The sequence below is a fragment of the Annamia dubia NIES-4383 genome (assembly GCF_055394725.1).
In genome coordinates this window covers 1906269-1922187 of sequence record NZ_AP025630.1, presented here as the reverse complement: position 1 = coordinate 1922187, position 15919 = coordinate 1906269, and the positions used below count along the sequence as shown (strand labels likewise).

Genomic DNA, 15919 nt, shown 5'->3' with positions numbered 1-15919 from the left:
AAAGCAAGTTTGATTTTTTATAATTAAGATGTTCTTTTATGTGGGGTAATTTTCGTGTGGAAAACCGTTAAAACTTGGTTTTGGGAATGGCGTGGCGTTTTGTTGACAGCCCCCACTATTTCCATCTTAATTATTGTCATTCGTTTATTAGGTGGTTTTCAAATACTTGAGTTAGCCAGTTTTGACTTATATATGCGACTCAGGCCTATGGAAAAACCAGATCAAAGAATTGCTATTGTGGGTATTACGCAAAAAGATATTCAAAGAAAAAATAGTAGCACTTTTTCCGATCAAGTTTATGCCAAATTATTAACTAAATTAAAAGCCATGAAGCCCCGTGCCATCGGCTTAGACATTTATCGAGATGTACCGATCGAACCCGGAACTTCCGAATTAAATAATATTTTTAAAAACTCACCTAATATTATTGGTATCACTAAAGTTATTGGTAATAAGGATATTGATGTAATTCCTCCCCCTCCTAATATTAAATATGCAGGTTCAAATGATTTATTATTAGATCCCGTAGATCAAAAAATTAGAAGAACAATTTTAACTTATCAACCTAAAAACGATAAAACTTATTATGCTTTTGGGTTGTTATTGGCCTTAATGTATTTAGAGGGAGAAGGAATTAAAGTTAAAGCTTTACCCCAATATCAAAAATGGTGGCAAATACAAGGAAAAATATTAAGAAAAGTTTATAAACATGATGGTGGTTATGTCAATGTAGATGATGGAAGTTATCAAATTTTACTCAATTATCGAGGTAGTAATAATCATTTTGATCTAGTGTCGATCAGTGATGTTTTAGAAGATAAAATTCCCCAAAAATGGGGCAAAGATCGCATAATTTTAATTGGTCACGTTGCCGAAAGTTCGGGAGATTTCTTCTTTACTCCTTATAGTATTACTCCTTCTCAAAGAATGTATGGAGTAGAAATTCATGCCAATATTGCCAGTCAAATTTTAAGTTTAGCCTTAGATAATCGCCCTTTAATTAGAACAACTAGCGATCTAATTTTTCTCTTTTTAAAAACTCAAAATAACCCTAATTTTGACGGCAAAATTAATCCTATTTTCCCTGAATTATTAGATGGAATTTGGACTTTTTTCTGGGCTTTATTAGCTTCAATTTTAACTTGGTGTTTACGTTACACCCAAAAAGCAAATTCTTTCGCTAGTTTTAGATTAATTTTTGTTTTTTTTGTGGCCATTGTCTTAATTTTAACAACCTTTGTGGCTTTTGTTTATAGTTGGTGGATACCAGTTATTCCTCCTTTATTTGCCTTGGGAGGCTCGGCGATCGCCATTACAGCCTATATGGCCAGAATGGCCGGAGATATTCGCAACACCTTTGGCCGCTATTTAAGCAATGAAATTGTAGCTACCCTTTTAGAGAGTCCAGAAGGATTAAAATTAGGAGGAGAAAGGAAAAAAATCACCATTTTAACATCGGATCTCCGAGGCTTTACCGCCACTTCTGAGCGTCTCCCCCCAGAGGAAGTAGTGAAAATTATAAACTTTTATTTAGGTTATATGGCAGACGTGATCACCAAGTATAATGGCACAATTGACGAATTTATGGGTGATGGTATATTAGTATTATTTGGCGCACCGATCGCACGTCATGACGATGCTAAAAGGGCGATCGCCTGTGCCATTGAAATGCAACTAGCCATGAAGCTCGTCAATGAACAGATGAAAAAATGGAATTTACCCCCCCTAGAAATGGGGATCGGCATCAATACGGGGGAAGTAGTCGTAGGTAATATAGGCTCAGAAAAAAGAAGTAAATATGGAGTAGTGGGCAGTCAAGTTAATTTGACCTATCGCATTGAATCCTATACCATTGGGGGGCAAATCGTGATTTCAGAAACCACGATGGAGGAAGCCAATGCTAATTTAAAATTAGTAGGACAAAGGGAGGTTTCCCCTAAAGGAGTAAAAAAAGCAATAACTATTTATGAAATCGGCGGAATTGAAGATGAATATAATTTATTTTTACCCGAAGATCAAGAAATTTATGTCAATTTAACAGAGGCGATCAAACTTCAATATTCAGTATTAGAAGGAAAAGATATTAGTCAAGAAATAACATTGGGCGAAATTGTCGAATTATCAGAAAAAGGTGCTAAAATTCAGATTAAATTAGCCCAATTAGATCAAGTACAATTATTAACTTGCCCAAAACCTTTAACTAATATTAAAATTAATTTATTAGACCAAAAACAAACAGTTAATAGTGAAGATCTTTATGGAAAAGTTTTAGAAAAACCTGCTGATCAAGGCTACTTTTTCATTAGATTTACCGCCGTTTCTCCTGATCTCAAACAACAATTAGGAGAAATTTATCAAGCTTTACTTAAACACAAATCCTAGATAATTAATTATGACTAAGTTACTTTTTTTAGGTTCTGGATCAGCTTTTACCGTTGGCACAGATAATTATCAATCTAATATTTTGATCATTAAAGATACAGGAGAAAAACTGTTAATTGACTGCGGTTCTGATCTTCGTTTTTCTTTATATGAAGCAGGTTTTTCCCATCTTGATCTAACAGATATTTATATTAGTCATCTCCATGCGGATCATGTGGGAGGCCTAGAATATGCGGGTATAAGTACCCTTTTTGATCCCCAATGTTCCAAACCGAATTTATATATTAGTCAAGAATTAGCCAGTGAATTATGGGAAACCAGTTTATCAGGAGGAATGAAATCTTTACAAGGAAAATTCGCCACTTTAGAAAGTTATTTTAATGTTAAAACTATTGATCACCAACGCTATTTTTATTGGCAAAATATTAAGTTTGAATTAGTGAGAGTTATTCATGTAGATAATGGTTTTTATTTAATGCCTAGTTATGGTTTATATTTTGAAATAGATGGAGTTAAAATCTTTTTAACCACCGACTCCCAATTATGTTTAGATTTGCATTTTAAATATTATGAAAAAGCTGATTTAATTTTTCAAGATTGTGAAACGGCTCTTTATCCCACCACAGTTCATGCCCATTATAGTGAATTAATTAATTTACCCCCCCAAATTAAACAAAAAATGTGGCTTTATGGCTATCAGCCTTTAGCTTTACCCGATGCCCTCAAAGATGGTTTTTTAGGCTTTGTCACAAAAGGTCAAACCTTTGCGATCGCACCGCATCACTGAAAACTGAAAGCTTAAAACCTGATTTTTTGATAAAATATTAAGTTTAGTTAAATTAAAATCCCACTAGATCCCTTCTATGACCAATCCCCAATCCCCTAAAACTAATTTTACTCAGATCGCCACCCAATTTGTTCAAAATATTCAAGTTAAATTAAAACCAAAAGCCACCGTAGCCGAGCTAAAAATTCAAGATGATCAAAATAAAACCCCTGAAATTCACCAATTAATCGGCGATCATTATACCCTCGGCCGCAGTTCCCAATCTAATATTAAAATTGAAAATAATTTGATCGGCCGTCTCCATTGTTCCGTAACTCGTTTTCCTCAGAATCCTCGATTATTTATGCTTAAGGATGAAAACTCGAAAAACGGAGTATTTGTCGGAAAACATCGTCAAAAATCCGTCATCCTCTATCATGGCACAAAAGTTAATTTAGGGCCACCAGAATTGGCCAATTCCGTTGAAGTAACATTCATCAACCCCCCTCCTTGGTGGATCTTGGCAATTCGTTATAGTTTATATGCCATCGGCGGTTTTAGCGGTTTTTTACTGATTTTATTGACTATTGCTTGGTCACAATTTTCCGTTAATGAATTGCCCAGAGTGGGGCGTGGCGGTGTGGTAGTTTATGCCAGAGACGGACAAACTACCCTCAGAAAAACCTCTAATAAAGTTCCAAGGGAAATGAAAACACTAAAAGAGTTTTCTCCCTATTTACCCTTAGCAGTGATCGCCTCTGAAGATAGTCGTTATTATTGGCATTTCGGAGTTGATCCCCTTGGTATTATGAGGGCGGTTTTGATTACTTTAAAGGGGGGTCAACAGGGTGCTAGTACGGTAACACAACAGTTATCCAGAAGTATTTTTAAAGAGGTGGGAAGGGAAAATAATCTACAACGCAAATTAAGAGAAATAATTGTTTCTACTAAATTAGAAACTTTTTATAGTAAAGATGAATTAATGTTAACTTATTTAAACCGAGTTTATTTAGGAATTAATTTAACTGGTTTTGAAGATGCGTCTCAATTTTATTTTGAAAAACCGGCCAAAGAGCTAACGATCGAGGAAGCGGCCACCTTAGTGGCGGTATTACCCGCGCCGAATGAGTTTAACCCCGTCAAAGATTATGATACCGCTTTAGGGTTAAGAAATCGGATTATTCAACGCATGAAGGATCAGGGCATGATCAACGCTCAACAGGCGGAAAACGCCCGAAGAACTCGGATCGTAGTCAGTAACCAAGCCAGAGATGCTTTCACCAATATCCTCGCCCCTCATTTTTATGCCTATATTTTTCAGGAATTAAAACAAGTATTAGGGGCAGAGTTAGCGGGAGAAGGTAATTTTATCATTGAAACAACCATTGATTTAAAAATGCAAGAAAAAGCGGAAAAATCCCTTGAACGTGGGATCAGGGAACAAGGCAGACAAGGAAATTTTTCTCAAGGTGCGTTAGTTTCTCTTAATACAAAAACGGGGGGAATTTTGGCTATGACGGGGGGCATTGAAACGGAATTTAATAGAGCTACCCAGTCTCAACGACAGCCGGGATCAACTTTTAAAGTTTTTGCTTATGCGGCCGCCTTGGAAGATGGCATTTCTCCCTATAAAACCTATTCTTGTAATGGTTTGGTTTGGCAAGGCCAACAATATCGCCCCTGTGAGCGCAGTGGCGGTAATATTGATATGTTTCGGGGTTTGGCTCAATCAGAAAATGTGATTGCTTTGCGAATTGCACAGGATGTAGGGTTAAAAAAAACAATTAAAAATGCAAAAAAATTGGGTATTAATTCTCCTTTAAAAGAAAATCCGGGTTTAGTTTTAGGAGAAAGTGAAGTTAATGTTTTAGAAATTACCGGAGCTTATGCTACTTTTGCCAATAATGGAATTTGGAATCGCCCTCATGGAATTGCGGTAATTAGAGACAGTAGTAATTGTGAGGATTTTAGTAATTATAAAACTTGTAGAATTATTTATTCCTTTGAAGATAATGCGGAAAATGAGGGTTTTGGGAATCAACAGGTAATTTCTCCGAGTACGGCTCAGATTATGACTCAAATGATGCAAAGTGTAGTCAGTAGTGGCACAGGGCGCAAAGCTTATTTAGGCTTAGGAGAAGCGGGAAAAACGGGAACGACTAATAAGGGCGTGGATCTATGGTTTATTGGCTATCTTACCAATCAAAATATTGTCACCGGAATTTGGTTAGGAAATGATAACAATTCTCCCACCAATAATAGTAGTAGTCAGGCGGCTAGTTTATGGGCTAAATATATGAAAGAAGTAATTAATTAAATTAATTAATTAAAGTTTCGAGAGAATTAATTAAAATTGGAAAATAATCCAAACTTTTAGCAATATTTTCTACATCAAAATTATCAATATGAATTAATAAATTATTACCATAATCAACTAAAGGTTGATATTGATATTTTTGGCCTAAATTTAACAGTTTATTCGCCAATAATTCTAAATTATTCATAAAACGAGTTTGACCTAAATCTTGATTTACTTTTTCTTGTTGTAGCCGTAGTTCAATGATTAATTTAGCTAAATTTTCTTTAATTTCAGGAGTTAAATTTTCTCTAATTTTTGGTTGATTTGTGATGATTTTACTTTTATTTTCAACCTTGCCATTAATCGGAAATATTTTTTTTAAAGTTTCAATTAATTGTTGACGATTAACGGGTTTAATAATAATACCTTCACAAATTTCTTTTAATTTTTGATAGTCTTCTTGACGAGTGGAAGCAGTAATAATAATTACAGGTAAATCTTTAGTTTCAGGATATTTTTTAAGTTCTTTAATGACCATTTCACCATCCATTTTTGGCATTTTTAAATCTAATAAAATTAAATCGGGACGATCTTGACGAGCCAGATTAATTCCCTCCTCTCCATCTTGAGTTAATAATAATTCATGATGAGTATATTCAAAATAACCTTGAAATAAAATTAAATTAGTAAAAACATCATCAATTGCTAATATTTTTAAAGGGAAAAATTGATTTAAACTTTGTTCTAAATTTGGTTTAACATAAGATTTTTTAGTAACAACATTTACCGTTTCAATGTTAGGAAAAAATAGGCGAAAATAACTACCTTGATTTTGATTACTTTTGACTTCAATTGTACCCCCTAACATTTCCGTTAAACGCTTAGTAATGGTCAATCCTAAGCCCGTTCCCCCATATTTTCTGGTACTTTGCCCCTCGGATTGATGGAAAGCATCAAAGATAAATTTTTGTTGTTCAGGGGCGATACCAATACCCGTATCTTGTACAACAATTTTTAAATTAATCTTATTATTTTGATCGGGTATTTTTTCGATTTTAACTTTAATTAAAATTTTACCTTTTTCTGTAAATTTAATAGCATTACCCACTAAATTAAATAAAATTTGACGTAAACGAATTTCATCAAATTTAATATTAATACTTAAAACTTCTAATAGATTAGTAACTAAAGAAAGTCCTTTTTCCTGTGCTTTTTGAGAGAAAATATTTTTAATATCAAAAATTAACTGTTTTAAATTAACTTCTTCATAATTTAATAATAATTTACCCGCCTCAATTTTTGATAAATCAAGAATATCATCAATTAAAGAAATTAAAGTATTACCACTAGAAATAATTGAATCTAAATAGGAAGCATAATGATCTTCTTTGATCTTTTCTTTTAATAAATTAGAAAAGCCTAAAATCGCATTCATAGGAGTACGAATTTCATGACTCATATTAGCAATAAATTCACTTTTTGCTTGATTAGCAACTTGAGCATTATGGGTAGCTTTTTCTAATGCTAATTGAATATTTTTTAAGGGATTAATATTAATAAAAGTTAAAACAATACCATCAATTTTATTTTCATGGGTACGATAGGGGGATATTCTCATTAATAAATATTCCCCTGTTTGCTTTATTAAAACTTCTTTTTCTTGACTTTTTCCCGTGATTAATACTGTTTGTAAAATCTCGATCAAATTATCACAATTCATATTATGGGAAACAGGGAAAATAGATTTTTTTAGATCAGTTTCTTTTAAATTAATGGCAACAGTAGAAGCGGAAGTAAATTTTCTAACGGTTAAAAATTGATCCAAAAATATAACACCTATTTCCGTACTATCTAGTAAATTATTAATATCATTATTAAGTTGGGTTAATTCTTGAATTTTTGACTGATATTCTGCATTAATTGTATACAATTCTTCATTGAGGGAATGTAATTCTTCATTGGTTGTTTGTAACTCCTCATTAGCGGTCATTAATTCTTCATTAGTTGTTTGTTTTTGTTCATTAATAATTTCTAATTTTCTAATAGTTGTTTCCAGATTTTTTTTAGTAATATCTAAATTTTTTTGTAATTCTTTAATACTTTTAATTTTCTGATCTTCCGTTAAATTATCTAAATCAATCTGAGAAAATTGCTCGATATAATTTTCGATAAAAATTAAATAAAAATCTTCTAAATCTTTTTGATAATAAGTTACTTGTAAATTAACTTTTCTATCTATTTCTTGATCTATTTCTTTTTGTTTAACATAAATATTACTATAGGAAATAGTCGGATTTTGTAAGTTAAGATAATTAAAAGCACTGTTGATTTTAAATTGTAATTCTTTAGGTAAAATTTGATCTATTTGCCAACTAATTTTTCCCTGATCAAGTTGAAGCATTTTAGCACCATCGGCAATAATATAAATAATTTCTTGACGTGGATTAATTAAAAAACAAGTAGCTTTTTTTTGTTCCATTAAAGTCGCAAAAGCATCATAAATAACTGTTTCCTGTAAATTTTGATCATTTTTTGGAGGTAAAATAGGAGAAGGAAAATGATATTCTGTAGGGGTAAAATATAAAGAAAGATGAACATTACGGCGTTTTTGATAAATTTTCCATTGGGGGTGAATCGAGATAAATTCATTAGTTAAATCCGCTAATGTTTCGGCTAATCCTAATAATAAAATCCCTTTATATTCGAGGGAAAAATGCAACATTTTTAAAATTTTTTGCTGTAATTTTGGTTGCATATAAATTAAAGTATTACGACAAGTAATTAAGTGCATCCTGCTAAATCCTGCATTTTTAGTTAAATCATGGGTTGCAAAAATAATCATTTCTCTTAAACTTTTAGAAACCATAAAATGTTGATCTTTTCTAATAAAAAATTTCTCTAAACGCTCAGGGGAAATATTATTAGCAATAGATAGGGGATAAATCCCTTCTGAGGCGATTCTTAGGGCTTGATGATCTATATCGGTAGCAAATATTTTTCCTTTAATTTTCTTATTAGTTTTAGCGATCGCTTCCGTAACTAAAATAGCCATTGAATAGGCTTCTTCTCCCGTAGCACAAGCTGTTACCCAGATTCTTAATTGATCTTCATAGTCAAGTTTAGAAAGAATCATCGGTAAAATTTCTGTTTCTAAATAATTCCAAACATAAATATCTCGAAAAAAACAAGTAACATTAATTAAAATATCATTTTTTAATCGAGATTTTTCCTCAGTAGAATTAGTCAAATAATCAATATAATCTTCTATATTTTGATAACCGCCTAAAGATGCTCGATAATTAATTCTTCTGATTAAAGTTGTTGGTTTATAAGCGGAAAAATCTAACTTTTCTGATTGGGAAAGTAACTGAATAATTTGCTCTAAATTGTTTAAAGAAATGGGAATTTTTGGCTGTAAATTATGTTTTTTTTCCACGAGATCTTTAATTTTTTGAACTAAATTGGCAGGGGAAAGAATATAATCAATAATACCTGTAGAAATGGCATTTTGGGGCATTCCATCAAATTGCGCCGTTTCAGGTGATTGTACACAACAAATACCCCCTTCTAAATGAATTGCTTGTAGCCCTTGAGTGCCATCACTGCCCGTACCTGATAAAATAATGCCAATCGCTTTTTTTTGATAATTAATAGCTAAAGATTTAAAAAATTTATCTATGATAAAACGGGGTAAATTTTGCGAATTTTTTTCCTTATTTTTAAGGGTTAGATGAAATAAATGATCTTTGATTTCGAGGGCATAACCTGGGGGTAATAAATAGATATAATTAGGTTTAATTTTCAATTGATCAGTAATAATACTAACGGGAATATTTGTATATCTGCTTAATAATTCTTGCATTAAGCTTTTAAAATCAGATGATAAATGTTGAACAATAATTAAGGCCGCATTTAGTTGGGAGGGAAGTTGTTTACAAAATTCTTCAAGGGCTTTTAAACCTCCAGCCGATGCACCAATTCCTATTACATAAAAATCATTATTTGTGATCATAAATTATCGGGGATTATTACAAAGCTTTACTTAACAATATAAAATTGAAAATAATAAGTAAAAAATTTATTTTTCGATTTAAAATTGATTAATAAACTATACATTTTCACTTATTAACTAATAAGGTAAATAAATCGTAAAACTTGTACCAATATTTTCTCGACTTTGAACCTCAATTTTGCCATTTTGTAGTTCAATATATCGTTGAATAATATTTAAGCCTAAACCTGTTCCTTGAATATCTTTAGCATTAGAAGCACGGTAAAATAAATCAAATAAATGTTTTTGTTCTTCCATCGGAACACCAATCCCCTGATCCGTGACTTTAACAATAGCATATTTGTTATTATAACTTAATTCTACAATTATTAAAGATTGTTTTTCCGAAAATTTAACCGCATTAGAAATTAAATTATATAAAGTATATTCTAACAATTTTTTATCTAAAATGATCGGTCGTGGTAACTGCTCAAAATTTTGGCTAATTTTCAATTCAATTTGATGATCATGAGCAATACTATCTTTCATTTCTAAAATTAATTTTTGACAAAATTCAATCACATTTAAAGTCACTGGATTAATATTAATTTTACCCGCATCAATATGACTTAAAGTTAATAAATCATCAATCATATTAGTAATTTTTTTCGCTGAAGTCTCAATACTTAATAAATACTTAGTAATCTTTTCTTGAGAAAAAACAGGATAATGTTTTAATAACAGTTGAGTAAAACCTAAAATCACAGTCATGGGGCTACGAAATTCATGGGAAGCAACAGAAATAATCCTATTTTTAAACTCACTAATTTCTTTTTCATGGGCTAAAGCTTGACTTAATTCTATTTCTCTAATTTTTAATTTTTCCGTTTGATGTTTTAATTTTAAATGATGCTTCACCCTCGCCAACAACTCCATTTTTTGAAAAGGTTTAGTCACATAATCCGCCGCCCCTTTTTCAAAAGCACAAATCAAATGTTTTTGATCATGGGAAGCAGTTAAAAAAATAATCGGAATTTGGGTAAATACAGGATTGGCTTTAATAATTTCACAAACTTCTAAACCGTCCATTTCTGGCATTAATAAATCCAGTAAAATTAGATCAGGAGCATTATGTTCAATCAAAGCTAAAGCCTCTTTTCCACTTAAAGCAAAAGCCAAATTATAACCTTGTTCCTGTAAAATTTTACCTAAAATTGAAATATTTTTACTCTGATCATCCACTACTAAAATAGTAGATTTTTGATGATAAAATGAATTAACCATGATCACAATAGGAGCAATAGAGGGTAGGGGTGAAATCTCATCAATTAACTGTCAACTGATAGTGATGTCAAGAAAATTTAATCAAAATCAAAAAGAATATTTGTTTGTAACAAGCAAATCCCTGATACATTAACCAGTAAAGTTAAATTAAATTGCTATAACTATAAAATAAAATCAGATCTTATGTTACTTAAAGATAAAACTCCTGCTATTTTAGTCTTAGCAGATGGTACAAGCTATAAAGGATGGTCTTGTGGAGCGATGGGAACAACCCTTGGCGAAGTGGTGTTTAATACCGGAATGACTGGTTATCAAGAAGTTCTCACCGATCCTAGTTATCAAGGGCAAATCGTCACTTTTACTTATCCAGAGTTGGGCAATACTGGAGTCAATCCAGAAGATGAGGAATCCCATCATCCCCATGTCAAAGGGTTAATCTGTCGTAATATTACCCATCGTCCAAGTAACTGGCGTTCTACCCAATCCCTACCCGATTATCTGAGTCAACATCAGATTATTGGCATTTACGGTATTGATACCCGTGATCTTACCCGAAAGTTAAGATCAGTGGGGGCGATGAATGGGGCTATTTCCACCGAATTTTTAGATCCTAAAGTTCTCTTAACCAAAATTCAAGAAGCCCCCAATATGACGGGCTTAAATCTGGTCAAAGAGGTGACAACGACTGAAATCTATGAATGGCAAGAAGGAACGGATCAACATTGGGATTTTACCACCTCTCAATCTCAAACCGATATTTTAACCGTTGTGGCCATTGATTTTGGGGTTAAACGCAATATTCTTAAACGATTGGCTAGTTATGGTTGTAAAGTGATTGTTGTTCCGGCGAACACTGCTCCAGAAGTTATTTTAAATTATAATCCAGACGGTATTTTCTTGTCCAATGGGCCGGGTGATCCAGCGGCCGTGACTGAGGGCATCGCTGTGACGAAAGAACTCTTAAAAGCGGAAAAACCGATGTTTGGTATTTGCATGGGACATCAAATTTTAGGTTTATCTTTAGGGGCGCAAACTTTCAAATTAAAATTTGGCCATCGTGGCTTAAATCAACCGGCCGGCTTAAAACAAAAGGTAGAAATTACCAGTCAAAATCACGGTTTTGCCATTGATGCCGACTCCCTCGCACCTGAAGTAGAAATCACCCATCTTAATCTTAATGATCACACCGTGGCCGGTTTACGGCATAAAAGTTTACCCTTTTTCTCGGTGCAATACCATCCTGAAGCCAGTCCCGGCCCCCACGATGCGGATTATTTATTTGAAAAATTTGTCAATTTAATGCGAGAACATAAGGCTTAATTTGGCGATCGATCATTATCTTAGAATAACAAATCGGGGATTTGATCAGTCCCCGATTTTTGAAACTATCTGTAATAAAAATTAGCAAAAATTAAAATTATTTAATATATAATGGCTGTAAACTGTTTTAAAGTGTAGATTTAGATTATTTTACCTTTTGTCTAAATTTTTTTTTACTAAGGTAAACTAAACTTTAATCATCTAATTTTTGATAAACCAAAGATTACCCCCTTAATTAAGGAGTTACTATTCAATGTCTCATTCAGTCAAAATCTACGACACCTGTATTGGTTGTACTCAGTGCGTCCGTGCTTGTCCTCTCGATGTATTAGAAATGGTGCCTTGGGATGGATGTAAAGCACAACAGATTGCTTCTTCTCCTCGTACTGAAGATTGTATCGGTTGCAAACGGTGTGAAACTGCTTGTCCTACCGACTTTATCAGTGTACGAGTTTATTTAGGAGCTGAAACAACCCGTAGTATGGGTCTAGCTTACTAATTATGATCTTTAAACTCTAGTTTTTGAGGAAGTACCTATAAAATAGGTACTTTCTTGGCAGTTTCTATCTGGATTACGATAGATTTAAGATTAGTTAATAATAGAAAATTTCAATTTAATTAAGAAATTCTGGGCGTAATTGTTGATTTTGAATTAATTTTTGTTGTAAATTTTGCCAATTTTTGTGTTCAATATCTAATATGATTTGATCTAAATGTTCTCGATATTCTAAGAGCGATCGCAATAATTCCTGTTGATTATATTGAGCCATCATTAAACCTAATTCGGGATTTCCTCCCCCTACTCTACTGGTATCTTTAAAGCCTGAACTGGCTAAATTTTTCGCTAATTCTAATACTTTTAAATTTTTTTCATTGACACAAGATTGAATTAAACTAGCACTAATCATCACAGGTAAATGGGAAATCCAAGCCACTGCTTGATCATGTTCTTCTGGTGAACAAAAATATAAACGACTGTTTAATAATTTAATAATTTCTGTCATTAAATCAATTGCTTTTGCTGATGTTTGATCAGTGGTAGTTAAGACATAGGGAGCATTCTTAAAAAGACCAATAAAACCTGATTCTACACCGCTTTCAGTCGTTCCGGCCATGGGATGTCCCCCAATAAAATTAGGCCATAATTGACTTAATTCAGGTACAATTTTTCCCTTAACTGAGCCAACATCAGTAATGATTGTTTCCGGTTTTAAATAGGGGATTAAATCTTTAACGGTGGGAATAATTGCATCAATGGGAGTACAAATAAAAATTAAATCACATTGATTTAAAAGGCTGTACCCCTCACTAATTTCGTCCACAATGCCCCTTTCTAATGCCCTCTGACGAGTTTTTTCCCTTTGTGACACTCCAAAAGTCCTAAAACCTTTTTCTCGCAGTTCTAAGCCTAAAGAACCGCCTATTAAACCTAAGCCAATAATGCCGATATTTTTCATATTATTATTTATTATTTGTTATTTGTGTTTCAGAAAGAGAATTTTCTTTATTTTCATTATTAATTGCTACATTTTGTTGCTGTTGAATCAAAGTTTCTTGTTGAGATTCTAACATCTGTGCTACTTGTATTTCATTTTCTAATTGATCAGTGGAAGAAACTAAATTACTTAAACCATTAACTAACCTTAAAAGATTACTTCTAAATTCAGGATCACCAGTTAATTCATCAAGATCAGAAGTTATTTTTTGAGTATTAGTAAAGGTAACTCTGGCCGCATCTAAAGTTTGTTGTAACATGACTAAATTAGTAGAATCATTTAATCTAGCTGATACATCTTTTAAATTACCTGAAGCATCGGCCGCATTAGCGGTTAAGGTTTCTAAATTATTAATTAAATTATTAATATCATTGGGATCAAAACTAGCATTTAATTCCCCTACCATTGGGCTTAAATCTGTCATAATCATTTTTAATTCTTGACTGGTACTGCTAATATTATTTAAAGTCGCTACTAATGTGCCTCTATTTTCAGAAACTAAACTATTCATATTAGTAACTAAGGCTGTTAATTCGTCAGCCGTATCACCATATTTTTTGGCAGTATTTGAAAATTGATTCGCCGTTAAAGATAATTCTTGAGAGGTATCTTTTGCTATTTGGGTAAAGGCATTGGCCGTGGTAGAAATAGAGCCTAATTCTTGACGTACAGACACCGATAAACGGGCTAATTCTTTACTTAAACTTGCAATTTCTTTGGCGGCTAAAGCGGTATTTTGTAAGGTATAATTGACATTCTCAGCAAAAATTGGTTTACTATAAGTCTCACTTAAAGCGGTGGCGGTGCGCACCAACTCATTAAAACTTGAGCCAACTTGCCCACTCAATTTATCACCATTACAAATAATTAAATTGGGATCACAATTATTTTTGTCAAGGGGATCCAGAGACATGGCGGCGGAAGCGACATCCGTTTGAGGCACAAGATCAAGACTGGTTTCACCAATTAAACCGCCTTGGTTGGCTTCTAAAATGGTATTTTTAGGGATACGCAGATCGGGCTGAGTAATTTCAACTTTAACTTCAATGCCATTGGCGCTACTTTTTACGCCGATAATTTTACCAACTTCAAAGCCACGATAAAAAACAGATCCCCCTTCCCTCAAACCGTTGGCATTAGCAAAATTAACATAAATACTATAGCTACTAGCATTCAATGTTAGACGTTTTAACCATACAATGCCACCAATTAAAATTAAAGTGGTAAAAATGATTAATAAACCTACGGATCCCTGTCTAAATGTTCTCGATCTCATTATTCCTCCTCTTGTCAGTGACTAGTTACCAATGATGAGTTGATCTAGTAATAACAATTATATAATAATATTATTATTTATCTAAAAAATAAGTAGGTAGTCAGAATTTTTATAATTAATAATATTAATTATCAATTATCAATTATTAATTAATCCTCATACCAACTCGCTCTCCATGCTAATTCAGCCTCAACAATAGATTTTTCTTGTTGCTTATTTTGATATTGTTTGCGCAAACTATTTAATTTTGGCAATAAATTGTGAATTTGATTGCGTTGGGAGCTTAATAAGGGATCTGCAAATTCAATTTCCGATAATTTTAAACGAATAGCGGTAATTTTTGTTAAATTACCATCTTCGGATAATTCAGGATTTTGAACTTCTACTAATAAATTTAAAATGTTAGGAGGCCCACTAACTGCTTCTTGACTTTCATGGGCTTCGATAGCCATATCTAATAATTGGGTTGGAATTTTGAGGGGAAACATCCCACTATCATGTAATATTAAATTGACTTGTTTTGAGATATTTTCTAATAAATTAGAAATATCTTTTTCTAAGTTTTGATACCATTCTACTAAACTTTCAGGATCCTTGGGTATTACTTCAGTGATTAAATTATCATTAACCAAATAATTATTGGTATTACTAACATTAATACCCCTTTCTTCAATGATAGTTTTATTAAACATTTGATCGGGCGATCGCTCCGTTAAATCGGGAATAATATCCCTTTGAAAAGATAAAGATTGAGGAGGATTAATTAATTCTGGCTCGGATAAATTTTGACTATTTTCAGAAGGATTATTAAGTAAAAATAACAAATCAGAAGCGACTTTTTTCCCCGCTTCTCTGAATTTGTGTTGTAAATTTTGACGTTGATTAACCGATAAATCTAAAAAAGTTTGGGGATAGGTTTGAGTACAAATTTGATAACCTGCTAAGATTAACTGTTTTTGCACAGAATCTTTTAATAAATCTAAATATTTACGGTACAATTGGCGCAATTGCACCGCTAAATTAACGGTACTTTCTTCTAAAGTGGCTAAATCTTGTTTGATCGTTTCAATGGATTTTGCCATAAACAACAATTAATAATTATTTA

Annotated in this window: 10 protein-coding genes; 5 read left to right on the top strand and 5 right to left on the bottom strand. The window is 32.5% G+C overall.

The features are described 5' to 3' along the window. The first annotated feature begins 54 nt into the window (after positions 1-54). From Anndu_RS08690 to Anndu_RS08680, 3 genes are all read left to right on the top strand, one after another. Complete coding sequence (locus Anndu_RS08690; protein ID WP_464103990.1) at positions 55-2382, top strand: CHASE2 domain-containing protein; 2328 nt, start codon at positions 55-57, stop codon at positions 2380-2382. Between the two features lie 10 nt (positions 2383-2392). Further along, positions 2393-3169: an MBL fold metallo-hydrolase gene (locus tag Anndu_RS08685; RefSeq protein ID WP_464103989.1), complete on the top strand. Its 777-nt coding sequence runs from the start codon at positions 2393-2395 to the stop codon at positions 3167-3169. A 76-nt stretch (positions 3170-3245) separates the two neighbouring features. Beyond that, on the top strand, positions 3246-5465 hold the full coding sequence (locus Anndu_RS08680) for a transglycosylase domain-containing protein (RefSeq protein WP_464103988.1): 2220 nt from the start codon (positions 3246-3248) through the stop codon (positions 5463-5465). Position 5466: 1 nt separating this feature from the next. Here Anndu_RS08680 and Anndu_RS08675 read toward each other — a convergent pair whose 3' ends face one another. Next, on the bottom strand, positions 5467-9459 hold the full coding sequence (locus tag Anndu_RS08675; protein ID WP_464103987.1) for a chemotaxis protein CheB: 3993 nt from the start codon (positions 9457-9459) through the stop codon (positions 5467-5469). Between the two features lie 117 nt (positions 9460-9576). Next, positions 9577-10722, bottom strand: a complete 1146-nt coding sequence (locus Anndu_RS08670; protein WP_464103986.1) for a hybrid sensor histidine kinase/response regulator — start codon at positions 10720-10722, stop codon at positions 9577-9579. Positions 10723-10905: 183 nt separating this feature from the next. Between Anndu_RS08670 and carA the strand changes: the two genes are divergently transcribed. Continuing rightward, positions 10906-12042: a glutamine-hydrolyzing carbamoyl-phosphate synthase small subunit gene (carA, locus tag Anndu_RS08665; protein ID WP_464103985.1), complete on the top strand. Its 1137-nt coding sequence runs from the start codon at positions 10906-10908 to the stop codon at positions 12040-12042. Between the two features lie 253 nt (positions 12043-12295). Next, complete coding sequence (gene psaC, locus Anndu_RS08660; RefSeq protein ID WP_464103984.1) at positions 12296-12541, top strand: photosystem I iron-sulfur center protein PsaC; 246 nt, start codon at positions 12296-12298, stop codon at positions 12539-12541. A gap of 115 nt (positions 12542-12656) precedes the next feature. Here the strand turns inward: psaC and Anndu_RS08655 are convergent, their stop codons facing one another. From Anndu_RS08655 to Anndu_RS08645, 3 genes are all read right to left on the bottom strand, one after another. Beyond that, positions 12657-13499, bottom strand: a complete 843-nt coding sequence (locus tag Anndu_RS08655) for a prephenate/arogenate dehydrogenase (RefSeq protein ID WP_464103983.1) — start codon at positions 13497-13499, stop codon at positions 12657-12659. A gap of 4 nt (positions 13500-13503) precedes the next feature. Next, the gene (locus Anndu_RS08650) at positions 13504-14814 is read right to left on the bottom strand and encodes an MlaD family protein (RefSeq protein WP_464103982.1); all 1311 of its coding nucleotides are present in this window, start codon (positions 14812-14814) and stop codon (positions 13504-13506) included. Between the two features lie 149 nt (positions 14815-14963). Next, positions 14964-15896, bottom strand: a complete 933-nt coding sequence (locus Anndu_RS08645) for a hypothetical protein (protein ID WP_464103981.1) — start codon at positions 15894-15896, stop codon at positions 14964-14966. Between the last annotated feature and the right edge of the window lie 23 nt (positions 15897-15919).